The sequence below is a fragment of the Bradyrhizobium sp. USDA 4461 genome, assembly GCF_054055655.1.
Map to the genome: position 1 here is coordinate 1018753 of NZ_JBSRXM010000001.1, position 21911 is coordinate 1040663.

Consider the following 21911-nt stretch of genomic DNA (forward strand, 5'->3'; position numbering starts at 1 on the left):
AGAAGCGGCCCTAGCCCGTCTTGATCCAGACCGCCTTGACGTTGAGATACTCCTCGACGTGCTGCTTGCCGGACTCGCGGCCGTAGCCGCTCATCTTGTAGCCGCCGAACGGCACCGCCGGATCCATCGCCTGGTAGCAATTGACCCAGACCGAGCCGGCGCGCAGCGCCTTCGCGACCTGGTGCGCCTTGCTGACATTGGTGGTCCAAACGCCGGAGCCGAGGCCAAAGGTGGTGGCATTGGCGCGCTTGATCAGTTCGTCCGGATCCTTGAACGAGATCGCCGAGATCACCGGGCCGAAGATCTCCTCCTGCGCGATGCGCATGCTGTCCTGCACATTGGCAAACACGGTCGGCTGCACGAAATAGCCCTTCGACAGCGCGCCCTCGGTGAGGCGGCCGCCGCCGGCCAGCGCCTTGGCGCCTTCCTGCTGGCCGATGTCGAGATAGCCGGAGACACGGTCCATCTGCTGCTGCGACACCAGCGGCCCGATCTGGGTGTTGGGATCGAGGCCATTGCCGACCTGCAGCTTCTTGCCGAACTCGGCGACGCGGCCGACGAATTCGTCATAGACCTTCTGCTCGACGAACAGCCGGGTGCCGGCGCTGCAGATCTGCCCGGAATTGGCAAACACCGCCATCGCCGCGCCCGGCACCGCCGCATCGAGATCGGCGTCGGCGAACACGATGTCCGGCGACTTGCCGCCGAGCTCGAGCGACACGCGCTTGAGGTTGCCGGCCGAGGCGCGGATGATCGATTGTCCCGTGATGTGCGAACCGGTGAAGGCGACCTTGTCGACATCGGGATGATTGGCGAGCGCGGCGCCCGCGGTCTCGCCATAGCCCGGCACCACGTTGACGACGCCGGGCGGAATGCCGGCTTCCATGCAGAGCTCGCCGATGCGCAGCGAGGTCAGCGGCGATTCCTCGGCCGGCTTCAGCACCACGGTGCAGCCGGTCGCGATCGCCGGGCCGATCTTCCAGATCGAGGCGGTCAGCGGCCCGTTCCAGGGGATGATGGCGCCGACCACGCCGATCGGCTCCTTCAGCGTGTAGGAGAAGATCTCGGCAGGCAGCGAGTTCTCGATGGTCTCGCCATGGATCGCGGTGGCCTGGCCCGCGTAGTAGCGCAGCATGCCGAGCGCGCGCAGCCGGTTGCCGCGGGTGCGGCTGATCGGCGCGCCCATGTCGAGCGTGTCGAGCTGGGACAATTCCTCGAAATTGGCTTCGACCAGCTCGGCGAGCTTGAGCAGCAGGTTCTGCCGCTCGAACGGCTTCACCTTGCTCCATGGCCCTTCGAAGGCGCGGCGCGCAGCGGCGACCGCACGGTTGATGTCCTCGGCATCGCCCTCGGCGACGGTCGCGAGCAATTCGCCGGTTGCGGGGTTGTGGGTTTCGAACGTCTTGCCCGAGGCGGCGTCGACCCATTTGCCGTCGATCAGCATCTTCTTGTAGGAGCCGTCGGCGTAAGGATGGCGCGTGATCGGAATAGCCTGCGAAACAGCCATGTTTGCACTCCCTGTCAAATTGTCGGCTGAGGTCTTCTGGAAGCGTTATATCGGCGATTTTACAACGCAGGGGCGAAACCGTAAAGCCGAGCAAGCGTTGTCGAGGGCGGCACGCATGAAAACCTCCCATGCGCCGGCGTGCATGGTACGATGGATTTTGAACCTCAGCCACAAATGTGTCCGGAGACCAGTGATGCCCCACCCCGTGATATCAGCTAATCATGTTGCCGTGATCACCGGCGGCGCATCCGGCATCGGCTTTGCCGCCGCATTGCGGTTTGCCGAGGCCGGGATGAAGGTCTGCATCGCCGATCTCGGCGACGACCGGCTGAAGGCGGCTGCGGCAAAACTGTCGTCTGCGGCATCCGGCGGTGCGGCTGATATCATGACGGCAGCGGTCGATGTCAGCCGGGCCGACGAGGTCGCAAACCTCGAGGCCGCCGTCGCCAAAAAATTCGGTGGCACCGACATCCTGATGAACAATGCCGGCATTCAGCCCGGCAGCGCGATGTTCGGACCCGCGGACAATTGGCAGCGCATCCTCGGCGTCAATCTGTGGGGCGTGATCAACGGCACCCAGGCCTTCGCACCCAACATGATCAAGCACGGCCGGCCCGGGCTGATCATCAACACCGGCTCCAAGCAGGGCATCACCACACCGCCGGGCGACCCCGCCTATAATGTCTCGAAGGCCGGCGTGAAGGCGTTCACCGAGGCGCTGCAGCATGAGTTGCGCAACACCGACGGCTGCAAGCTCACGGCACATCTGTTGATCCCGGGCTTCGTCTTCACCGGGCTGACCGCGCGCGGCCGCACCGAGAAGCCGGCCGGCGCCTGGACATCGGAACAGACCGTCGACTTCATGATCGAGCGCCTCGGAGCCGGCGATTTCTACATCCTCTGCCCCGACAACGATGTGCCGCGCGCGCTCGACGAACGCCGCATCCTGTGGGCTGCCGGCGACATCGTCGAGAACCGCCCGCCGCTGTCGCGCTGGCACAAGGATTACGGCGATGCATTTGCCGCATTCGTGAAGGGGAAGTGAAATCTTGATGCTCTCGTCATTCCGGGGCGGTCCAAAGGGCTGAGCCCGGAATCCATTTCACCACAGAGCCTGCGGCCTGATGGATTCCGGGCTCGCGCTTCGCGCGCCCCGGAATGACGAGGGATTAGCGCGCCCTAATTCGCCCGCACGTGCACCCGTGTCGCCGGCTGCGCCACCAGCGCCTCGCCGAGCTCGCTCTGCTGGGCGCGCGGGATCGAGAAGCAGACGCTGAAGCCGTCGGATGTGGTGAGCGTCATCATGCCCTGGGCCGGATCGGTCGACTGCTCGATGATCCATGAGTCCAGCGGATAGGCGTAGCGCAGCGACCGGTCGCCGAAACGGGTCTGCAACGCCTTGCTGATCAGCCCGGGCAACGTCATCACCAGCGCGCCGACCTGGTTGATCGACAGGCGGATGGTGGCGGGCTCACCCTTGCCGTCCACGAACCCCAGCGAAATCGCGCAGCCGTCGGACGCGACTTCGCAGGTTGTGAGTTCCTGGGTTTCGATCTGCATGCCGGCACTCCGGATCTCGTTATATTCATTACAATATATCGCGAAGACGACGAGCGTCCAGCCCCAAGTATAGAGGCTGCCGGTCCGGCATGGTCGCAGATGCCGTTAGAATAGATTGAAGCGCACACGGCTCCGGAGCGGTGCCCCGGGGCGCGCCGCTCACGGCCGTGGCTTCCATTCCGCAACCGTGATATATGATAGGATATAGCGAGGCCCGAACGGCCCGTTTCACCAGGGAGAGCGAAGCCTATGAGTGATTACAGTCTTCTCATCGACGGCAAAATGGTACCCGGCGACAGCACGATGCCGGTGCTCAATCCGGCGACCGAAGAGGTGGTGGCGCAGTGCCCGCGCGCCTCCAAGGAACAGCTCGACAAGGCGGTCGCCGCCGCGAAGGCCGCCTTCCCGGCCTGGGCCGCCACGCCGATGGCGGAGCGCCGCAAGCTCATCATCAAGATGGCCGAGGTGATCGAAACCAACACCAACGAGCTGGCGCGGATCCTGACCAGCGAGCAGGGCAAGCCGCTCGCGGACGCCACCGGCGAAGTGATGGGCATGGCCGGCTTCTTCCGCGATCTCGGCTCGCTCGAACTGCCGATGCGCGTGATCGAGAATTCCGGCGACCGCAAGGTCGAGGCCTATCGCCGCCCGCTCGGCGTGGTCGGCGCGATCATTCCCTGGAACTATCCGCTGCTGATCCTGGCGTTCAAGCTGCCGTCGGCGCTGCTCGCCGGCAACACCCTGGTGGTGAAGCCCGCACCGACCACGCCGCTGGCCTCCCTGCGCTTTGCCGAGTTGGTCAAGGACGTCCTGCCGAAGGGCGTGCTGAACTTCATCGCCGACGCCAACGATCTCGGCGATCACATGACCAAGCATCCGGACATCCGCAAGATTTCGTTCACCGGCTCGACCGCAACCGGCCAGAAGGTGATGGCAAGCGCTTCGCAGACGTTGAAGCGGATCACGCTCGAGCTCGGCGGCAACGATGCCGGCATCGTGCTCGACGACGTCGACCCGAAGAAGGTCGCGCCCGGCATCTTCGAAGGCGCGTTCCAGAACTCCGGCCAGGTCTGCCTCGCCATCAAGCGGCTTTATGTGCACGAGTCCGTCTATGACGAGATCTGCAACGAGCTGGTCGCCATCGCGAAGAACACCGTCGTCGATGACGGCTCCAAGCAAGGAACAAAACTCGGGCCGCTGCAAAACAAGATGCAGTACGAGAAGGTGAAGGCGTTCCTCGACGATGCCCGCAAGAACGGCAACGTGATCGCCGGCGGCGCCGCAATGGACCGTCCCGGCTACTTCATCGAGCCGACCATCGTGCGCGACATCAAGGAAGGCTCCAAGCTGGTCGACGAGGAGCAGTTCGGTCCGGTGCTGCCGGTCATCAAGTATTCCGACAAGGACGACGTGATCCGTCGCGCCAACGCCACCACCTACGGCCTCGGCGCCTCAGTATGGTCGTCCGACATCAAACGGGCGCATGAGATCGCGACCCGGATCGAGGCCGGCACGGTGTGGATCAACAAGCACCTCGACATGGCGCCGAACATTCCGTTCGGCGGCGCCAAGCAGTCGGGCATCGGCACCGAATTCGCCGAGGAAGGCCTTGCCGAATTCACCCAGCTGCAAATCATCAACGGCCCGCCGGCCGCCTGATCCGAAGGAAACATGCGGCCGCCACGCCTTGGCAACGCTTGGTAACCCTTGGTAACCCTTGACGCGGCGGCCCGCCCCTCTCCTCCACAACGAACAGAGCCCACCATGTTCGACGCCCAATGCGACCTCGCCGCCCTGGTCTATGACGACAACGACGATCCTGACGCCGTGCTGCGCGACTTCGCCGCCGATCTGAAGACGCAGGGCACACGCGTGGTCGGCATGGTGCAGACGGGCCAATGCGCCGATTCCAGCCTGTCCGCGGTGCTGGTGCATAGCGGCGAGACGCTGCTGCTGGCGCAGCCGCCGAGCCAAAGTCCTGAGAATCCAGGTGCCACCGGCTGCAAGCTCGATCTGTCGCGGCTGCACGATGCCGGCGTTCGCGTCGCCGACGCGCTTTCGGCGGGCGCCGATCTCGTCATCGTCAACCGCTTCGGCAAGCGCGAACGCGACGGCAAGGGCCTCGGCTTCGTGATCGATCGCGCGCTCGGTGCCGATATTCCGGTCGTCATCGCGGTGTCGCGCGCAAGCTTTGCCGACTGGATCAAATTCGCCGGCGGCATGAGCGTGAAGCTCGCCTGCGACCGTCCCGCGCTGGATGCCTGGTGGCACAACGTCTCGCTGCGGACCGCGGGGCGGGTCGCGCCGGATCGCACAACGGTGTGCGAAGTGTTCAAGTAAACATCAGCTCCGTAGCGCAGCCGACGGCGTAACCGGGTCACCCACTATCACCGTCATCCTGAGGAGCGCGTAGCGCGTCTCGAAGGATCGACGGCCCGGCCTGTGGCCGATTCATCCTTCGAGACGCGCGCAAGAGCGCGCTCCTCAGGATGACGGTACAAACAGAATCGCAGGATCGGTCAGCTAACCCTACCCTACGCAACAGACACGCCTACAGCGTTTCCTGCTTGTGGTCGCAGTTCTTGCAGGTGAACTTGACGCGGGACTGGCCCTTTTCCGCCTGAACCCGGTTCGGCGCGCCGCACTTGCCGCAGACCGCCTCGATCCGGGTGGTGCCCTGCTTGATGACCAGGTTCCGCTTTTCCATGGTCTCGCGGATCAGGCGCTCGGCCTCTTCGCGCAGCGATTGCTTCGACATCATCCCCACCGGTCATTGGTTAGCGGGCGGCGTCATAGCACGACCCCGTGAAGCTTTGACAGCGGCTATCGCGCTCTTTTTGTGAGCGCATCCTAGATGATGAGTTGCTCGACCGGCAGTCGGAAATGCCGGGGTTTCAACGGTTTTGCCGGCCTGCCGACGCGAAACACGTTGACGAGGCGCAGATCCGCGCCGATCCGGCCGAGTTTGCGCGGCCGATCGTTGAAGTCGGGATGATCTGCCAGGGCCGAGATCGGACATGCCGCGAAGCCCGCGCGATCGATCTCGAGCCAGCTGCGATAGAAGTGCCGCCCCGTCGTGAGTGGATCCTCACCGACCGGACGGCAGAACAGCACGATCGCCGCTGCCGAGATGGTCTTGGCGCGATCGGCGAGCAGCATTGCGGCGAGACCGAGACGATCCAGCGGCTTGAACAGGCCGCCGAGCACGTAGCGTGCGGCGGTGACCTCCACCGCATTCATGGCCAGCGCATCGCGATTGAGACCATCGAGCAGATAGTGCGGATGATCGGGCGACAGCCGCATCCATGCCAGCAGCTCGGCCCTGTAGTCGTCACCATGGACAAAGGAGAACTCGGCCTGGTCGGCCCAGCCGGCAATATCGGCGATCGCCTGGCGATCACAGATGCAGATCAGATCGTCACGCGCGACGGCAAGCTGCGCCAGCGATGTGCCGTCATCCGGCGACGCCACGAACTTGCCGCGCCATGACATCCGGCGCGCCGCATGATCAGCCAGCGGATCGGGCGCGACGCCTTGCCTGATCGCAAAGCTGCACAGCGCGGCAAATTGCGGCGACAGCGGCTGCTCGATCGTGGTCATGGCCGTGATCGCGAAGCCGCGGCGGTTGAGCGCAAGGCTCATGCCCTCCAGCGCCGCGCCGTGCGAGACGAGGACATCATGCCCCGCCGGGTCCGCGACCGGCGCGCGCACGCTGGTATCGTCGACCAGCGCCAGCCGCCCGTCGTCGAGCAGCCGCCAGCGCGTCGGCTGGATATTGTGGACGCTCGGCGCCAGCCGCGCCTCCGCGACCAGCTCGCGCAGCAGATCCGGCGTCAGGGCGCTCATGCCGCCGCCAACCGCTTGGTGAACAGATGCAGCCGGTGCAGCGGCGTGGCGCCGGCCTTCTCGACCTGGCGCAGCGACGGAGCGTTGATATCCGATATCCAGGTGCCGCCGAGCGTCCGATAGCCGGCCTGCTGCAACGCCAGCGCGGTGCGGTAAAGCATCGCGCCGTTGAGGCCGCGATTGTGCAGATCGCGGCAGACCGACTGATAGATCAGAACCGCACGCGTGTTCAGCATGCGGTGCTGCACGAATCTGAACGGTGCCAATAGCCCGACCCGGCCGCCGATCGCCTTGATCAATGGGTTGAGGTCCGGGATCGCGATGATCGCGCCAGCGGGACGGCCGCGGTGATAGACCACGGTCGAAATCCGCTTGTCGATGATCCACATCATGTCGCCGGCCTGGAACAGATATTCGGCCGCGGTCGGCGGCACGAACATCGGGTTGTCGGCGAAGCCGTCATTGAGGATCAGCCGCGCATCCTCCAGCCTCGCCTTGAAGGCAGAACGCTTGATCGGCTGCCAGACGAAACCCGGATCGGCGAGCACCGCGCGTTGCTTGTCGCCGAGCAGCTGCTCCGGCTTGCCGCCGTGAAGCGCGATCTCGAACGTCGTCATCGGGAAGGTCGCGGCATAGCCCGCGCGTTCGAGGTGCCGCGCGATATGCGGCGGCGACCACATCATGTCGGTGAACGGGGCGTGGTCGAAGCCATCGGTCATGACGCCGATCTGCTGCATCGCCGTCAGATTGAAATTGCCGGCGACCCGGCTCATGCCGCGCGCGGACAGCCATTGCTCGGCGGCGCGCAGCAGCGCATCGGCGACTTCGACATCGTCGATACAGTCGAAGAAGCCGAACGCGCCGTGACGGGTGCCGTGCTTGCGGTTCGACGCGTCATGGATCGAGGCGGCGATGCGGCCGACCGGCTTGCCGTCGCGATGCGCCGAGAACAGCGCATAGCGGCCATGGCCTTCGGTGATCAACGGGTTCTTCGCCGGGTCGAACATCCGGTCGAAATCGCTCCACAGGGGCGGTACGTAGAGGCTGTCCCGCCCATAGGCGTTGAGCGCGGCGTCGAATGCCGCCTTGCGATCGCCCTCGCGGATCTCAAGCGTCATTTGGCCTCCGGGGTCAATGCCAACAGCCGCCTGACCAGCGCCAACGCGGTTTCGGTGGCGGGATCGGCCGCGGTGACCGGCACCGCCAGCACGATCAGATCGAGCGGATCATGCGCGAGCACGATGACATGGGTGGCGCTGTTGGCCGTCATCAGCGAGATGAGGCGCTCGGCGGCCGGGTCGATCGGCGATAGGCCCCACGGCGCGTCGGGACGGCGCAGCACGCGCCGCGTCGACAGGACGTCGCGCAGCAGCGGCGGATCGTAGAGCGCAAGATCGCGTTCGCGGAAGCGCTGCGCGCTTTCGAAGATCGGGTGCCGCGCCAGCTCGGCGATCAACTGCTCGCGGGTCTGCGCCGGCGAGGTCGCGACCGAATTAAGCACGCCGGGCTCCTGGGATTCGAACAGCGCGCGCAGCGCATCGGTCATCAGCCCGATGGTCAGCACGCCGGCGATCGCGACCGCGACGAACCGCACCATCTGCGCGGCATCGACATCGGGCGCCATGAAGCTGGCGGCGAGCCCGAGCAGGCCCGAAGAGATCAGCCGCAGCGCCATCATCGCAAGTCCGTGGCGGCGGGTCTCGGCGCCGCCGCCGGCGATCAGCATCACGGTGACCGTGAGCAGCGCACCCAGCGCGCCGAGCCGGACCGGAATGTGGGGGAATAGCGTGCGGAAATCGGTCAGGATGAACGGGATCACCACCAGCGCGCCGACCGCCATGCGGCCGATGCTACGGTTCTCCGAGGCCATCAGCGCGGCGCGGTCGCGCGTCGCCAGCAGCACAGCGCAGGTGGCAAAGCCCAGCAGCTGGAATAGCGCCAGCGTGATCGCATAGGGCATCGCAAAGCGTTGCAGCCCGAATGTGCCGCCGAGGCCGAGCAGAATGCCGCCGGCAAGCGCCGCGACCTTGACCGCGCGCGGCGCATGCCGGCGCAGGATGCCTTCGGTGACGATCAGCGCGCCGAGCGGGATCAGCGCGGCCGGGATCACCGAGAGGCGGTCGAGCACGAAGCTTCCGCTCCACCACGCTAAGCCGCGGTCGAGAAATAGAAGCGCGATCACGCCGAGCGCGAGCAGCAGGCGGCGGGTCAGCGGGCTCCTTGGATCGCGGCGGTAGAACGTCATCATCGCCACGGCGACGCCGATGGCGCCGCAGAGATTGACGACGGAATCGGCGATCACCCCTGATGTCATTTGCCGCTCGTCAACTCGTCAATGGCGCGCCGGACCAGCGGACGCATCAAGGCCGCGACCAGCGCATTGCGCGGCTTCTCGATCGCGGGCCGGTGCGGGTTGAGGAACCAGCCGCGGCAATCGGTGCCGGAGCGGCGGCCGAGGATCAGCGCAATCGCCTCATAGGCCATCAGCATCCCGGTCGAGATCACCATCGGCGCAAACGACATCCGGCTGCGGCGGCCGGCCGCCACCTCGCCGGCGATCGCAAGATCGACATAGTTGCGCGAGGAGGAATGCAGCATCACGTGCTCGATCTCGGCCCGCATCGCGGCGCGGCGGTCGTCGTCGGTGATCTCGGTCCAGTTCTTGCCCAGCGTCGGAAAGCCAAGGCGCTGCTCGGGCCTCGGATCATGCGGACGCACCACGATCACCGACGGCAGCGGCGACATATAGGCGTCGATCACGGTCGCATCGGCGGCTTTCGCGGTCCGGTACAGATGCACGCCGGCGGCGATATCGTCCATGCCGTTGACGATCACAGGGCATCGTTCGGCGATCCCGGCGAGCTCGCTGGTCCAGTTCTCGCCGAGCACCTCGATCTCGATGGTCGGGTTGATGCGTTTGGCGGCTTCCGCGGCGACCGCCGCCTTCTCGCGGCCGACCTCGTCGGCGAAGGCGAACACCTGGCGGTTGAGGTTGGAGACTTCGAAGCGATCGATGTCGGCGATCACGAACTTGCCTACGCCGGTGCGCGCCAGCGCCATGAAGGCCGCGCCGCCCATGCCGCCGACGCCGCAGACGAACACCCGCGCCTGGCGCAAGAGCTGCTGCTCATGCTCGTCGATGAAGCCGATGTTGCGGCCGGTGAACGAGTAATAGTCGAAATTCATCGCGCGGCCCCGCTCTCCTGCTTGCGCGGACGCAGGGTGCCGAAGGCGCGGCTGTCGTCCAGCCAGTAGACCACCGGCAGCACCAGCCGCTGCAGGGCCAGCATCGCGGATGCCGCGAGCAATGCTGGCAGCGAGCCCGAGGGCACTTCGCTCATGACGTAACGGCGCGCGCCGGCCAGATCGATGCGGCCGAGTTGCAGCACATCGTCGCCGCGGCCGTAGTCGAGCTCGCGCTCGCAAAATTCATTGTAGATCGCGTTGCGATGTTTCGGCGCGATCTCGAAGGTCTTCTTCAGCGCGTCCGAGCCGCCGGTATAGGCATTGGTGATGACCGAGCGCGCCTCGTCGAAGCCGGCTTCCTCGCCGACGCCGAACACCGCACGGTGCCGGGCCATGATGCCGCGCGCCAGCTGCAGATGCGCAAAGCTCTGCCGCGCACCTGGTAGCGGCGACGGGAACACGTCCGAGAAGGTGTCGCTGACCATGCCGACCACCGCCGGCACCTGGGTGACGTTGGAGACCCATTTCGGCCGCAAGCCGTCGCGGGCGAACAGCACCAGCGCGGTCAGGCCGTAAAGCACCCAGGACAGCCCCTGCCCGCGCACATCGGGATCGACCATCACGAGGCCGAGATGGGTCACTTCAGCCGGCTCGCCGTCGAGCGGCACGTCCATCACCGACAGCGCGTTGAAGGCGATCGGTCGCCCGGTGTCTTCCTCCGAGATCAAGGTGACGACCGCGCGCGACAGCCGTTCCGGCTCGCCGGAGAAGATGCCGTAGCTCAGACTCTCGGCAGGCAGCGTCTTCGCGGCAACCATGCGCAGCTGCGCGACCAGCGCGTCGAGTTCGTCCTTGGGCAGCGACAGGCCGGGAGATTCGACGATGCGGGTGCGCTGCCCGGCCTGGGTCCGCAAAGTGAGATCGATGGTCGGCTGCGACAGCGCCTTCAGCCAGAAGCCGGCATGGCTGCGCAAGCCGTCAAAGGCCGCGCGCGCCTTCGCAAGACCCTTGCTGCCGCGCGAAGCGGGGGTCGGATTGTCCGTGGACGCCATTTCTCTGTCCCTCGGGCGCGATCTCTGCACTCCGGCCTGTTAAGGAGCCATGAGCGCAACCTGACGCTGTTCGCCGCAGGGTAAACGAGGCCTTCCGGAAACGGAACAAGTTGCCGCAAGAGCTGCCGTCCGTCATTGCGAGCGAAGCGAAGCAATCCACCCTTCCGCAGACGCGGGCCGATGGATTGCTTCGTCGCTAGCGCTCCTCGCAATGACGCGGAGGAAATGGGGCTCCCGGCTTACGTCGTCTTCTTAGGCCGCCTTGGACACTTCCATCAGCAGGCGCTCGGCCTTGGCGTCCTCGATGCGGTTGACGAACTTGCCGCTTTCGTAATTGTCGCGCACCGTCTTGGTCAGCGTCACGCAGGTCTGGACCAACATCACGATGCCCATCGTCAGATAGCCCTTCATCCAGAGGTCGATCGGCAGGAAGAACACGCCGACGCCGACGAGGAAGGCCGAGGCCGCGAAGGATGCATAAGTGAAGGTCACCCAGCTGCTGCTGTGGGGTTGAATGGTCTGGTTCATGGTCGTCTCCTTGATGTGATGTCGATTGAAGTTGGTGTGGTTTCAGGCTTGAGGTGTCAGGCTGCGTTCGGGCGCTTGGCTTTCAGCCGCGCCAGCACGTCGTCGGCGGTCGATTTCATGCGCGGGCCAAAACCCTGCTCGGCAAGCTTCTCGGCGGTGGCCAGCGGTCCCGAGGCGGTATCGATCTCGAACAGCGCGTCGTCGGCCGCCTGCATCTCGATCTGCCGCTCGCGCAGCCGCTTCAGCGTCGCCTCGGCTTCCGGCAGCGTCGACTCATAGGGCCGCGCCGCCTCGATGCCGCTCCGGCGCAGCGAGCGCACCGCCTCCGAGGCGCGGGCCAGCCGGCGGCCGCGATCGAGCTCGGCGATGCGCGCCTCGGCATTGGCGACGTGGCGCTTCAGCCGGGTGATCTCGGTGGCGAACAGCGTCCGCGCGGTCATCGCGGCATCGCGTTCGGCCTCGAGATTGGCGATCGCCTGCGCGGCTTCGCGGGCGAGATCTTCGCGGCCACCCTCGAGCGCCGCTGACGCGCGCACCTCCAGATCGGCGATCCGAGCGTTGGTGGCCTCGAGCCGGCGGCCTTCCTGCTGGTCGCCGGCGATGGCCAGAGCCAGCGACCGCTTCGAGCGCTCGACCGCGGCGGCGGCATCGCGCATCTGCTGGTCGAGGATGACCAGCGCGGTGCGGTCTTGCAGTTCCTCTTCGGCCACCGCAACGGTGCCGCGGAAAAGTGTGAAAACAGTTTTGAACATTTCATCGCTCCCTGTTATGAGCATCGCTCATGAATCTCTTGTACCACATAATGAGCATCGCTCAAGAATTATCTGAGCGTCGCTCACGCATGTGATTAATGGCGGGTAAAACATGTCCAAAGCATTGGAACGACGTGCAAAATTGCGCGAAGCGCTGATCGAGGCGGCGGAACGGGCGATTGCAGCAAAGGGTCTCGGCGGGCTGAAAACCCGCGAATTGGCCCAGGAAATCGGAGTCGCCAATGGCGGCGTCTACAATCTGGTCGAGGATGTCGACGAGCTGATCCTGCGGGTCGGCTCACGCACGCTGGCCCGGCTCGATGCCTCGCTGTCGCTGGCCGAGATCGGCGTGGCGGCCGCGCCGCGCGAGATGCTGGTGCGGATCGCGGTCGCCTATTGCGACTTCGCCGCCGACAATCTCGAACTGTGGCGCGCGCTGTTCGAGCATCGCATGCAGCCTGGCAAGCCGGTGCCGGAATGGGCGATCACCGAGCAGATGGAATTGTTCCGTCACATCTACAAGCCGCTCGCCGCACTGTTCCCGCAGCGCACGCCGGCGCAACTCGGCGTCACCGCGCGCAGCCTGTTCTCCGCCGTGCACGGCATGGTCGCGCTCGGGCTGGAGCACAAGCTGATCGCGGTGCCGATCGGCCAACTGCGCAGCGAGATCGCGACCTTGACCCGTGCGATGGTCGACGGGCTGACGGCGAAGAAGGATTAGCGCCGGTGCCCTATCCAGCGGCACATCTGCGTGCGGCATCAGCTGCGGCAATCGGCGCCATGCTGCTTTGACAGCCGATGTACTAGCAGAGCCCCTGGTTTTCGCGACCCCGCGACTTGTCTACCGGCCGTGGGGTTCTACTTATAACAGCGCGCAAAGACCGCCCGGCCCGGCGGCCCGCGCATCGAAGCAACCGAGGTCGCGCGCGTGTCCACCAATATCGATCCCGATCTCCAGCACGACGACATCATGTACCCGCAGGTCCTGCCGTTTCTGCTGGTCCACGCAGGGTGTCTGGCGGCGATCTGGACCGGCGTCTCCTGGCAAGCGATTGCAATCTGCATCGTCCTGTACTGGCTGCGCATGTTTGCGATCACTGCCGGCTATCATCGGTATTTCTCGCATCGGGCTTACGCAACAAGCCGGACGTTTCAATTCGTCCTCGCGTTCCTGGCCCAAAGCAGCGCCCAGAAAAGCGTGCTTTGGTGGGCCGCGAAACACCGGCATCACCATCTTCATTCGGATACCGAGCACGATGTGCATTCACCCCGACATAAGGGCTTCCTGTACAGTCATGTCAGCTGGATCTTTTATCGGCAGCATGATGCAACGGATCTGACCAAAGTCGCGGATTTTGCCGCCTATCCGGAGTTGATGTGGCTGCACAAATTGGAGGTCCTCCCGGCGATCGTGGTCGCAGCTCTGTGCTTCCTCATTGCCGGATGGCCGGGGCTCGTGATCGGTTTCTTCTGGAGCACCGTGCTGCTGTATCACGCGACGTTTTGCATCAACTCGCTTGCCCATGTTCACGGGCGCAAGCGCTATGTCACGGGCGATGATTCCCGCAACAACTGGCTGCTGGCCCTGTTCACGATGGGCGAGGGTTGGCACAACAATCATCACGCCTACCAGAGCAGCGCGCGGCAAGGCTTCCGGTGGTGGGAGATCGATGCGACCTATTATGTCCTGGTGGCGTTGTCCTGGCTCGGCCTCGTCCGGAAGCTGAAGGCGCCGCCGGCGCAGGTTCTTCGCAACGAGCAGCGCCTGGGATCGCGCGTGATCAAGCGAACGGCCGAGCAGCTCGCCGGCCGTTTCAATCCCGAATACATCGCGCAGGCCATCAAATCGTCGGTGCACGAAACCGGGTTATCGGTGCGGGAGGCGCTTGTGCTGTTGCAGCACCGGGCCGATCTGCATCTGCCCAGCATTCCCACGCGCGAGCGGTTGCTGGCCGAAGCCCAGGCCATGTTCGCGAAGACCAGTTCGTTGGACGATATCGTCGACCGTGCCCATGAGCTGCTGGTGGAATCGGTTTGCCTGCTGCTGGCCGTTCCACCCGCGCTGGCCGGCGCAACGCCAAAGCCGCAAGCGAGCCGGCGGTAGCGTCTCGCAGCCTTACGGCTCCATCGTGTAGGCGCGCCCGGGCTCGAGCGCGTAGATGGTCAGGAAGCGCAGCGGCCGCTCCGGATCGCAATTGCGAAACAGCGTGTGCGGAATGTCAGCGCGATCCTGCAAGGTCTCGCCGGCGCGGTATTGCCGTGGCGCCTCGTCGCCATACGCCGACTCGGCAACGCCCTCGACGATGAAGATCACGCCGCCAACGGGATGGCGGTGCAGCGGCGCCACGCCGCCCGGCGGATAGGTCACCTCGGCAACGACGAGTTCGCGATGATCGCCGGGCAATGCAAGACGCTCGAGGGTCCTGCGCGTGACGCCGGCAAATCCGCCTTGTCGACCCTTTGCCTGACCGTCGTTGCTTTCAGCCATTGGAACCCCTTCCTTGGTCACGCGAGCCTTTGGCCCGATCAGATCGGGCTGCAATGATGATGGGGACGCTCCGACGACGCAACAAGCGCCTGAGCGTGACGACACACGTCACACAGGTGCCGCGAAGCCCTGTCCGTGAAGCCCTTGCCACACCTGCTGCCACGTTGCAGGATTCCCGCGCCGAAAACGGTCAGCAGTGGGCCTTGCATGAAAACGTGTATCGTGGTCGCCGCAGTGGCGCTCATCCTTGCAGCATCAGACGTCACGCCGGCGCTGTCGGCGCAACCCGCGCCGGAATGCTCGATGTCGGTGACATTGGCGGATTGGGGCGAGAATTCGACCGGCGATATCGACGTTGCCTCGGGCGAAAGCTGCCAGATTCCGATCGGGATCCGCGGCACGGTGACGGACTCGGCGATCTTGCAGAAGCCGGCCTATGGCAAATTGAAGAAGATCAACGCGTCGACCTTCGAGTACCGGGCGAAAGCCAAGTACAAGGGCAATGATACGTTTGCCATCAAGGCAACGGGTCAGGGACCGAAGGCGTCCGGCACCTCGGTCATCACCGTGCACGCAACGATCAAGTAATCGCCGCGATGGCGCTGAGCTCCCTCTCCCCGTGCTTAACGGGAGAGAGTTGGGGTGAGGGGCTGCATCCGCGCGTACGGTGATAGCTGCGTCCGCGGAAACTCCCCCTCACCCGGAATGCAAGCTGCGCTTGAATTCCGACCTCTCCCCGCAGGCGGGGCGAGGTGAAGCGGAGTCCGCCGCTCGAGTTACGCCGGCCGCGCGCCAGTGCGGATGATCGTGCCGACGTGCTGGCCGCGCAGTGCCGCGGTGAGCCGGCCGGGAACGAGGCCGTTCACGACCTGCACGCGTGCGATGTGCCGCGCGTTGGCCATCACCTCGAGCAGCGCGGGATCGAACGGCAGCGTGCCCTTCAGCTCGGCGAGATCGGCGAGGCTGGGCTCGCGCAACAGCTGCGCCTTCTTGCCGTTGGGACCGTTCGGATCCTCGGTGTAGACACCGTCGACATCCTCCACGATCGTCAGCCCGGCGGCGCCGAGCGCATCGGCGAGCAGGAACGCGCCGGTGTCCGCCCGATGCAGCGGGATGCGCGAGTTCGGAAACTCGTGATGGTGATAGGGCGGAAACGCGCTGCCCACCACGGCGCGCGATGCGGAGAGATGAATCGCGAGCTGGCTCGCGATGGTCGGATGCTCGATATAGGACACGCCCTCCGGTGCGAGCAGGCAGCCGAGAATATGGCCGTTCTGCCCGGCCTCGCTCGCCGCGAGCGGCTGGAGCGAGCCGACCGGCAGTCCGAGGTCGAGGCCGACGCTGTAGAGATGGCGGGCGCGGATGCCGGCGCCGGTCAGGATCAGCATGCGGTGCTCGGGCAGCAGTGCGCGCAGCTCGGCGACAACAGGCAGGATCGCCTCATGGCCGCGATCCATGATGGAGCGGCCGCCGATCTTGATCACCTGCACCCAGGGCAGCAGCGGAATCGGACGTCCGCCGGCGACGGGACGGGTGAGATCGCTGTCGAGCAGGGTCTGGCGCGCGAGCGGCGAAGCGACGTGCTTGATGGTGTCATCCATAGTCGTGCCCCTGGTCAGTTCGCGGTGATGATGGTGCCGACATGCTCGCCCGCGAGCGCGCGGGTGAGATTGCCGGGGACGAGGCCATTGACGACCTGCACCTGGCGGACATGGCGCGCGGAGGCGAGCAGATCGAGCACCGGGAATTCGAGGATCGAATCCTGCAATCCCTTGGCCTTCATCTCGGCGACCGAGATCTTCGGAATGAAGGTCGCGCCCTTCGAGGTCTTCGGGTTCGCGGTGTAGAGGCCGTTCTCGTCCTTGACATAAATCATCGCCTTGCAGCCGAACTGCTCGGCGACCAGGAAGCAACCGGCGTCGGTGCGGTAGGGCGGGATCATGCCCTCGGGCGCGGGCCGCATCCACAGCCCGTAGGGCGGCATGCCGCTGAAGATCACGGCGTTGACCTCGGCGAGATACAGCGGCACGGCCGACAGCCCGGCACCGCTGACCGCGGAGATGCCGTGCTTGGCCAGCAATTGGCCCAGCATCACCGCATTCTGGTCGGCAACCGATGCGCCGAGCTGCGACAGCACGCCGGCCGGCAGCCGCAGTCCGGCCGCGATCGAGTAGAGGTGCCGGGCGCGGGTGCCCGCCCCGGTCCCGATCAACAGCTTGTGCGCCTTGCGGGCGGCGACGATCTCATCGACCAGCGGATAGACGGCGGCGCGGCCGCGGTCGATCACGCTCTGCCCGCCGATCTTGATCACCGTGGCATCCGGCAGGATCCGGAAGTCCGATGCCGCATCCGCCGCAGCCAAAAGCTGCGGATCGGTCAGCGACCGCTGCATCAGGAGCGCTTCAAGCTCCGCCGTCGTGTTTACCATGAGAAACGTCCTTATCATCAATGCGCCTGGCATTGCTTCCGGATGCACTGGTAGCGGTAAGCGGGGCGGGTCTCAAGACCTCGATGATTTTGCTTATTTGCCGAGGTCTGGCTTAGTAGGGACCATGAATGATTTTACCCAAGCGCTGGAACTGGCGGCCGGCCTTATCGGCCGCTTTGATCCGCAGCTGCGTCAGATCGTCGGGCTGTCGCTTGGCGTCAGCCTGACCGCGAGCTTCTTTGCCTTCGCGATCGGGGCGCCGATCGGTACGGCGCTGGCCGTCTACCGGATCCGGGGCAGAGTTGCGTTGATCGTCGTCGTCAATGCGCTCCTGGGATTGCCGCCGGTCGTGGTGGGACTTGCTGTTTACCTCCTGCTGTCCCGATCGGGACCGTTAGGGGCGCTGGGGATTTTGTTTACGCCAACCGCCATGGTGATCGCGCAGGCCATTCTCGGCATTCCGATCGTCATTGCCCTGGTGCATCGGACGATGGTGGATGTCTGGGCTCGTTACGGCGATGCCCTTCTCGTCGACGGCGCCTCGCGCTTGCGCGCCATCTGGACACTCATGGCGATCGGACGCGACGGGCTCTTGACCGCGTTTCTCGCGGCTTTCGGCCGGGCGATCGCAGAGGTCGGCGCGATCATCATCGTCGGCGGCAATGTGCGCGGGCATACGCGCACCATGACCACTGCCATCGCATTGGAGACCAGCAAGGGAGAGCTGAGCCTTGCCCTTGCGCTTGGCATCATCCTCATCATCCTATCGATGACCGTGAGCGCGTTGAGCTTCCTGATCGGACGCATCTTAGCCGCTCGCTGAAGCGCCAAACGATACTGTTGTTCAAAGGGAGATCGCCCGCATGAAGCACTGGTCCGGCTCACTTCGCATCCTCGCAATCATCGCGCTTGCCTGGCAGACCTTCACTCATCCGGGTTGGGCGGAAGATCAGACCATTGTCGTGGCGTCGACGACATCAACCCAGGATTCCGGGCTGTTCGGTTACCTGCTCCCGATCGTCAAGCAGAAGGCAGGTCTCGAGGTGAAGGTGCTGGCCCAAGGTACCGGTCAGGCGCTCGACACCGCGCGCCGCGGCGATGCCGACGTGGTGTTCGTTCATGCCAGATCGGCCGAGGAGAAGTTCCTTGCGGAGGGATTCGGTGTGAAGCGTTATCCCGTGATGTATAACGACTTCGTCGTCATCGGTCCGAAGGACGATCCGGCAGGCATCAAGGGCAAGGATGTCCTCACCGCGCTGCAAACCATCAAGGCCAGAGCCGCGCCGTTCGTCTCCCGCGGCGATCATTCCGGCACCCATATTGCCGAGCTGAAGCTTTGGAAAGACGCCGGCATCGACATCGTGAACGACCGCGGCTCCTGGTACAAGGAAATCGGCCAGGGCATGGGTGCCGCGCTGAACATGGCCTCGGCGTCGAACGCCTATGTGCTCTCCGACCGCGGCACATGGCTGGCCTTCCAAAATCGCGGCGACCTGGCCGTCCTCGTTGAAAGCGACAAGCGGCTGTTCAATCAGTACGGGGTGATGCTGGTCAATCCGCTCAAGCATCCCACGGTGAAGAAGGAAGCCGGCCAGCGCTTCATCGACTTCCTGATTTCACCGGAGGGGCAGAGCGCGATCGCGGGCTACAAGATCAACGGTCAGCAGCTCTTTTTTCCCAATGCAAACGATCCCAATGCTTGACGGCGGTCCGGCCGCGTTCCGCATTCTCTCGCGAATGTGAATATATGATAATCATCATCCTATTGATGTGAGGAACCTGGTGATCATTTCCGGATTGGCCTGACATGGGCGTCCGGAATTGGGAACCAGATGAACAGATCGCGCTTGCGTATGACGCTCACGGTGCTTACCGCCCTGCTATCGATGGCGGCAATCGGCCCGTCCCGGGCCCATGATCACGACCATCCCGAGCTGAACGGCTGGTATGAGAGCCTGCAGAGCGGAAAAGGGCCCTGCTGCGACGGCACCGACGCGACGCGCGTCGATGACGCGGATTGGGACACCAAGGACGGCCACTACCGTGTCCGCTTGGACGGCGAATGGGTCGACGTTCCCGATGAAGCCGTCGTCACCGGACCTAACCGCGCCGGCCACACCATGGTCTGGCCGTATTACCTGAACGGCCACCCGAGGCCGCGCTGCTTCATGCCGGGCAGCATGGGCTAATCTTACAGCGTCACAGGACGCTTTTTGCTTGTCCCGAAAGGTTGTGAATGAATTCTGCTGGCATTGCGAGCCACCCGGTCGGCGCGAAGCGCCGCCGGATGACAGGCTCCGCGAAGCAATCCATCTGCCCGCAGACACGGTTAGATGGATTGTTTCGTCGCTGCCGCTCCTCGCAATGACGACGGAAGGAGAATCGTGATGCAGCACGATTAAGCGGCCACCGAGGTACCGCGCAGCGGTGCGATCAGAGATCGAGCTGGATCCGATTCTCCCCGTCGCCATCCGGCTTCGCCGGCACTGCGCAGCAGATCAGCACCTCGTCATCGGCCGCTTCGGCAGTCGGCTGCTTCAGATAGGTCACCGCGCCGGCCTGCAATCGGGTCCGGCAGCTTCCGCAATTGCCTTCCCGGCAGCTGAACGCGGGGCTGAGACCGCGCGCCTCCGCGAGTTCGAGCAGCGTTCCCGACTCCGGCGTCCAGCGCGCTTCCTTCGCCGACGCGGTGAAGGCGACCGGCGCCGACGCGGTTGCCGGCGGCCGCCGCGGCAGCGCCGTACTGGCGACGTCCGGCTTCCTCACCAGCGACGAAGGACCAAACGCCTCGGCGTGGATCCTGTTGTCGGCGATGTTGTAGCCGCGCAGCACGTCGTAGAGCGATTGGGTGAACTGCGGCGGTCCGCACAGATAGAAATCGTAATCGTTGAACGGCAGCACGCGCGACAGCAACGCCACGTCGATCCGCCCCGCGGCATCGTAGTCGGTGCCCTGCTCGGCGCCGTCGATGTCACTGAGCACGCGGATGATCCGCACGGCGCCGCCGGCGGAGTCAGCAAGTTGTTGCAACTCGTCGCCGAAGGCGCGATCCGCCCTGGCATGCGCGGCTTGGAACAGGTAGGTCGGCCGGATGCCGCGGGTGCGCAGCCCCTCATAGACCACGTGGCGCAGCATCGCGAGCATCGGCGTGATGCCGACGCCGCCGGCGAGCAGCACCGCGGGCCGCTTCTCGCGCGCATCGAACGTGAAGTGGCCGCCCGGCGCGCGAGCTTCGATGATGTCGCCGACATGGAGGGTGTCATGGAGATGCTGCGACACCAGGCCGTCACGCTTGACGCTGATGCGGTACATGCCGTCGGACGGCGCAACCGACAGCGTGTAGGTGCGGATGACCGGCTTGTCGGCGCCGGGCAATGACAGACGGATCGGCAGATGTTGTCCCGCCTGGTGCGGAAGCCGCCCCGCGCCGTCGTCCGGCTGGAGATGAAACGAGCGGATCGACCGGCTTTCGTCGACGATCCTGGTCACCTTGAACGGGCGCCATTGCGTCGCAAGTTCGTTTGCGCGGATGCGATCGGCGGCCTGCGCCCAGTCGCCGGTCATCAGCACATTCGGCGACCAGCCGTCGGCCCGGAACGCCCAGCGCAGCGGCAACGCGCCGCGCCGGCGCACCACGCGGCGGGCACGGAAGCTCCACAGACGTTCGGCGCCCTGGAACGCCGCGATGTCAGGCGAATCCAGGATCACCTCGGCGTCGCCGGTCAGTTGCAGCAGGTCGCCGGTTTCGAAATCGGCAAACACCAGCCCGGCCTTGCCGTTGACGAGGATATTGCCGAGCGTGTTGAAGAACAGATTGCCGGCGAAATCGGGAACAGTCAGCGTGCCGTCATCGGCAACGCGGACGAAGCCCGCTTTGCCGCCGCGATGCGAGACGTCGACCTGGCGGCGGTCCTCGCGTTCGGCATAGGACGCCACGAAGAACGTATCCGCCGCCGCGATCATGTCGCGCGCGGCCTGATCGAGCGTCGTGCTTTGTTCGATCTCGCCCGTGAACGGTTGATCCGGCGCGCGCACGAAGGCGAAATCGCGCAGCTGGATATATTGCGGGCAATTGCCAAAGCTCTGATCGAGGTCGAAGCTGAGCGCGTTGCCGGACGATGCGCGCAGCAGCCCGTTGGCACGGTTGCGGCGCCTTGTGTGCAGTTCGATTCCGAGCAGCGCGATGGCGTCGCCCTCGCCCATGCCCGCGCTGACGGGATCGGAGGGATCGGGCCGCGCAGCGATCTCGAGGCTGCGCGGCGTCGGCGAGGCGATGAAGCCGGGCCGGCCGGCCAGCAGCGAGGCCCATGCGTCGCCGCCTTGGTCCACGCTGCCGACGACGATGAATGGAATCTGCGCGAAGAAGTCGCGATGCTGGTCGGGCATGAAGTCGCGCACCGCGCGCTGGCCGACCGCCTCCATCTTCTCCGCAACGCCGGCCTTCTGCTGGATCGCCTTCTCGCCGGCATGCCAGGCCGGCAGCTTGCTCTTGGTTCGCCTGTCGCTCATCGCCTCGCCCTCCATGTCGGGGCTTGGACGGGCGCACCGTCGAGGCACGCCCGGT

The 21911-nt window shown here is 65.2% G+C and carries 23 protein-coding genes; 9 read left to right on the forward strand and 14 right to left on the reverse strand.

What is annotated here, in order from left to right; translation table 11 throughout:
* Positions 1-10 precede the first annotated feature (10 nt).
* Positions 11-1507 (reverse strand): aldehyde dehydrogenase family protein, encoded by a 1497-nt coding sequence (locus ACVINW_RS04860; RefSeq protein WP_456750257.1) that lies wholly within the window; start codon positions 1505-1507, stop codon positions 11-13.
* A gap of 193 nt (positions 1508-1700) precedes the next feature.
* Between ACVINW_RS04860 and ACVINW_RS04865 the strand changes: the two genes are divergently transcribed.
* Positions 1701-2552, forward strand: coding sequence for an SDR family NAD(P)-dependent oxidoreductase (locus ACVINW_RS04865; protein ID WP_456750258.1), 852 nt, complete (start codon positions 1701-1703; stop codon positions 2550-2552).
* A gap of 134 nt (positions 2553-2686) precedes the next feature.
* Here the strand turns inward: ACVINW_RS04865 and ACVINW_RS04870 are convergent, their stop codons facing one another.
* Positions 2687-3067, reverse strand: a complete 381-nt coding sequence (locus ACVINW_RS04870; protein WP_456750259.1) for a hypothetical protein — start codon at positions 3065-3067, stop codon at positions 2687-2689.
* Positions 3068-3316: 249 nt separating this feature from the next.
* On the opposite strand from ACVINW_RS04870, the gene ACVINW_RS04875 reads away from it, so the two are divergent.
* Positions 3317-4726, forward strand: coding sequence for an aldehyde dehydrogenase family protein (locus ACVINW_RS04875; RefSeq protein WP_456750260.1), 1410 nt, complete (start codon positions 3317-3319; stop codon positions 4724-4726).
* A gap of 105 nt (positions 4727-4831) precedes the next feature.
* Positions 4832-5407, forward strand: coding sequence for a DUF2478 domain-containing protein (locus ACVINW_RS04880; protein ID WP_456750261.1), 576 nt, complete (start codon positions 4832-4834; stop codon positions 5405-5407).
* 211 nt (positions 5408-5618) lie between these two features.
* Here ACVINW_RS04880 and ACVINW_RS04885 read toward each other — a convergent pair whose 3' ends face one another.
* The 8 genes from ACVINW_RS04885 to ACVINW_RS04920 form a co-directional block, all read right to left on the reverse strand.
* The gene (locus ACVINW_RS04885) at positions 5619-5825 is read right to left on the reverse strand and encodes a hypothetical protein (protein WP_024581255.1); all 207 of its coding nucleotides are present in this window, start codon (positions 5823-5825) and stop codon (positions 5619-5621) included.
* 92 nt (positions 5826-5917) lie between these two features.
* Positions 5918-6913, reverse strand: a complete 996-nt coding sequence (locus ACVINW_RS04890; RefSeq protein ID WP_456750262.1) for a hypothetical protein — start codon at positions 6911-6913, stop codon at positions 5918-5920.
* On the reverse strand, positions 6910-8031 hold the full coding sequence (locus tag ACVINW_RS04895) for a GNAT family N-acetyltransferase (protein ID WP_456750263.1): 1122 nt from the start codon (positions 8029-8031) through the stop codon (positions 6910-6912). The genes ACVINW_RS04890 and ACVINW_RS04895 overlap by 4 nt, the downstream gene beginning before the upstream one ends.
* The gene (locus tag ACVINW_RS04900) at positions 8028-9227 is read right to left on the reverse strand and encodes a hypothetical protein (RefSeq protein ID WP_456750264.1); all 1200 of its coding nucleotides are present in this window, start codon (positions 9225-9227) and stop codon (positions 8028-8030) included. Before ACVINW_RS04900 ends, ACVINW_RS04895 begins: the two co-directional genes overlap by 4 nt.
* Positions 9224-10099 (reverse strand): HesA/MoeB/ThiF family protein, encoded by an 876-nt coding sequence (locus ACVINW_RS04905; RefSeq protein WP_456750265.1) that lies wholly within the window; start codon positions 10097-10099, stop codon positions 9224-9226. Before ACVINW_RS04905 ends, ACVINW_RS04900 begins: the two co-directional genes overlap by 4 nt.
* Complete coding sequence (locus ACVINW_RS04910) at positions 10096-11151, reverse strand: hypothetical protein (protein WP_456750266.1); 1056 nt, start codon at positions 11149-11151, stop codon at positions 10096-10098. The genes ACVINW_RS04905 and ACVINW_RS04910 overlap by 4 nt, the downstream gene beginning before the upstream one ends.
* Before the next feature lie 252 nt (positions 11152-11403).
* Positions 11404-11679 carry a YiaA/YiaB family inner membrane protein gene (locus ACVINW_RS04915; protein ID WP_212011886.1) on the reverse strand — a complete coding sequence of 92 codons (276 nt, stop codon included), beginning with the start codon at positions 11677-11679 and terminating at the stop codon, positions 11404-11406.
* 56 nt (positions 11680-11735) lie between these two features.
* The gene (locus tag ACVINW_RS04920; protein ID WP_212011887.1) at positions 11736-12431 is read right to left on the reverse strand and encodes a PspA/IM30 family protein; all 696 of its coding nucleotides are present in this window, start codon (positions 12429-12431) and stop codon (positions 11736-11738) included.
* Between the two features lie 112 nt (positions 12432-12543).
* Here ACVINW_RS04920 and ACVINW_RS04925 point away from each other — a divergent pair, with 112 nt between their 5' ends.
* Both ACVINW_RS04925 and ACVINW_RS04930 read left to right on the forward strand, forming a co-directional pair.
* Entirely contained in the window at positions 12544-13152 is a 609-nt protein-coding gene (locus ACVINW_RS04925; protein WP_456750267.1) for a TetR/AcrR family transcriptional regulator, read from the forward strand.
* Between the two features lie 207 nt (positions 13153-13359).
* Complete coding sequence (locus ACVINW_RS04930; RefSeq protein WP_456750268.1) at positions 13360-14535, forward strand: fatty acid desaturase; 1176 nt, start codon at positions 13360-13362, stop codon at positions 14533-14535.
* Between the two features lie 12 nt (positions 14536-14547).
* Here the strand turns inward: ACVINW_RS04930 and ACVINW_RS04935 are convergent, their stop codons facing one another.
* Complete coding sequence (locus tag ACVINW_RS04935; RefSeq protein WP_456750269.1) at positions 14548-14919, reverse strand: cupin domain-containing protein; 372 nt, start codon at positions 14917-14919, stop codon at positions 14548-14550.
* A 207-nt stretch (positions 14920-15126) separates the two neighbouring features.
* Between ACVINW_RS04935 and ACVINW_RS04940 the strand changes: the two genes are divergently transcribed.
* The gene (locus tag ACVINW_RS04940; RefSeq protein ID WP_456750270.1) at positions 15127-15507 is read left to right on the forward strand and encodes a hypothetical protein; all 381 of its coding nucleotides are present in this window, start codon (positions 15127-15129) and stop codon (positions 15505-15507) included.
* A gap of 188 nt (positions 15508-15695) precedes the next feature.
* Here the strand turns inward: ACVINW_RS04940 and ACVINW_RS04945 are convergent, their stop codons facing one another.
* Together ACVINW_RS04945 and ACVINW_RS04950 are read right to left on the reverse strand one after the other, a co-directional pair.
* Positions 15696-16520, reverse strand: a complete 825-nt coding sequence (locus tag ACVINW_RS04945; protein WP_456750271.1) for an amino acid kinase family protein — start codon at positions 16518-16520, stop codon at positions 15696-15698.
* 14 nt (positions 16521-16534) lie between these two features.
* Positions 16535-17347: an amino acid kinase family protein gene (locus ACVINW_RS04950; protein ID WP_456750272.1), complete on the reverse strand. Its 813-nt coding sequence runs from the start codon at positions 17345-17347 to the stop codon at positions 16535-16537.
* A gap of 124 nt (positions 17348-17471) precedes the next feature.
* On the opposite strand from ACVINW_RS04950, the gene ACVINW_RS04955 reads away from it, so the two are divergent.
* The 3 genes from ACVINW_RS04955 (at position 17472) to ACVINW_RS04965 (ending at position 19536) form a co-directional block, all read left to right on the forward strand.
* A complete protein-coding gene (locus ACVINW_RS04955) occupies positions 17472-18170 on the forward strand; it encodes an ABC transporter permease (protein WP_456750273.1) in 699 nt (232 codons plus the stop codon).
* Positions 18171-18210: 40 nt separating this feature from the next.
* A complete protein-coding gene (locus ACVINW_RS04960; RefSeq protein WP_456750274.1) occupies positions 18211-19050 on the forward strand; it encodes a substrate-binding domain-containing protein in 840 nt (279 codons plus the stop codon).
* 129 nt (positions 19051-19179) lie between these two features.
* Complete coding sequence (locus ACVINW_RS04965; protein ID WP_456750275.1) at positions 19180-19536, forward strand: hypothetical protein; 357 nt, start codon at positions 19180-19182, stop codon at positions 19534-19536.
* A 244-nt stretch (positions 19537-19780) separates the two neighbouring features.
* Here ACVINW_RS04965 and ACVINW_RS04970 read toward each other — a convergent pair whose 3' ends face one another.
* The gene (locus ACVINW_RS04970) at positions 19781-21856 is read right to left on the reverse strand and encodes an FAD-binding oxidoreductase (protein ID WP_456750276.1); all 2076 of its coding nucleotides are present in this window, start codon (positions 21854-21856) and stop codon (positions 19781-19783) included.
* Between the last annotated feature and the right edge of the window lie 55 nt (positions 21857-21911).

Excerpts from the sequence above, each read along its gene's own strand:
- ACVINW_RS04870 (WP_456750259.1), bottom strand. The coding sequence starts at position 3,067 with ATGCAGATCGAAACCCAGGAACTCACAACCTGCGAAGTCGCGTCCGAC.
- ACVINW_RS04960 (WP_456750274.1), top strand. The coding sequence starts at position 18,211 with ATGAAGCACTGGTCCGGCTCACTTCGCATCCTCGCAATCATCGCGCTT.
- ACVINW_RS04965 (WP_456750275.1), top strand. The coding sequence starts at position 19,180 with ATGAACAGATCGCGCTTGCGTATGACGCTCACGGTGCTTACCGCCCTG.
- ACVINW_RS04905 (WP_456750265.1), bottom strand. The coding sequence starts at position 10,099 with ATGAATTTCGACTATTACTCGTTCACCGGCCGCAACATCGGCTTCATC.
- ACVINW_RS04925 (WP_456750267.1), top strand. The coding sequence starts at position 12,544 with ATGTCCAAAGCATTGGAACGACGTGCAAAATTGCGCGAAGCGCTGATC.
- ACVINW_RS04945 (WP_456750271.1), bottom strand. The coding sequence starts at position 16,520 with ATGGATGACACCATCAAGCACGTCGCTTCGCCGCTCGCGCGCCAGACC.
- ACVINW_RS04920 (WP_212011887.1), bottom strand. The coding sequence starts at position 12,431 with ATGTTCAAAACTGTTTTCACACTTTTCCGCGGCACCGTTGCGGTGGCC.
- ACVINW_RS04915 (WP_212011886.1), bottom strand. The coding sequence starts at position 11,679 with ATGAACCAGACCATTCAACCCCACAGCAGCAGCTGGGTGACCTTCACT.
- ACVINW_RS04910 (WP_456750266.1), bottom strand. The coding sequence starts at position 11,151 with ATGGCGTCCACGGACAATCCGACCCCCGCTTCGCGCGGCAGCAAGGGT.
- ACVINW_RS04970 (WP_456750276.1), bottom strand. The coding sequence starts at position 21,856 with ATGAGCGACAGGCGAACCAAGAGCAAGCTGCCGGCCTGGCATGCCGGC.
- ACVINW_RS04940 (WP_456750270.1), top strand. The coding sequence starts at position 15,127 with ATGAAAACGTGTATCGTGGTCGCCGCAGTGGCGCTCATCCTTGCAGCA.
- ACVINW_RS04955 (WP_456750273.1), top strand. The coding sequence starts at position 17,472 with ATGAATGATTTTACCCAAGCGCTGGAACTGGCGGCCGGCCTTATCGGC.
- ACVINW_RS04860 (WP_456750257.1), bottom strand. The coding sequence starts at position 1,507 with ATGGCTGTTTCGCAGGCTATTCCGATCACGCGCCATCCTTACGCCGAC.
- ACVINW_RS04880 (WP_456750261.1), top strand. The coding sequence starts at position 4,832 with ATGTTCGACGCCCAATGCGACCTCGCCGCCCTGGTCTATGACGACAAC.
- ACVINW_RS04885 (WP_024581255.1), bottom strand. The coding sequence starts at position 5,825 with ATGTCGAAGCAATCGCTGCGCGAAGAGGCCGAGCGCCTGATCCGCGAG.
- ACVINW_RS04935 (WP_456750269.1), bottom strand. The coding sequence starts at position 14,919 with ATGGCTGAAAGCAACGACGGTCAGGCAAAGGGTCGACAAGGCGGATTT.
- ACVINW_RS04895 (WP_456750263.1), bottom strand. The coding sequence starts at position 8,031 with ATGACGCTTGAGATCCGCGAGGGCGATCGCAAGGCGGCATTCGACGCC.
- ACVINW_RS04950 (WP_456750272.1), bottom strand. The coding sequence starts at position 17,347 with ATGGTAAACACGACGGCGGAGCTTGAAGCGCTCCTGATGCAGCGGTCG.
- ACVINW_RS04900 (WP_456750264.1), bottom strand. The coding sequence starts at position 9,227 with ATGACATCAGGGGTGATCGCCGATTCCGTCGTCAATCTCTGCGGCGCC.
- ACVINW_RS04890 (WP_456750262.1), bottom strand. The coding sequence starts at position 6,913 with ATGAGCGCCCTGACGCCGGATCTGCTGCGCGAGCTGGTCGCGGAGGCG.
- ACVINW_RS04875 (WP_456750260.1), top strand. The coding sequence starts at position 3,317 with ATGAGTGATTACAGTCTTCTCATCGACGGCAAAATGGTACCCGGCGAC.
- ACVINW_RS04865 (WP_456750258.1), top strand. The coding sequence starts at position 1,701 with ATGCCCCACCCCGTGATATCAGCTAATCATGTTGCCGTGATCACCGGC.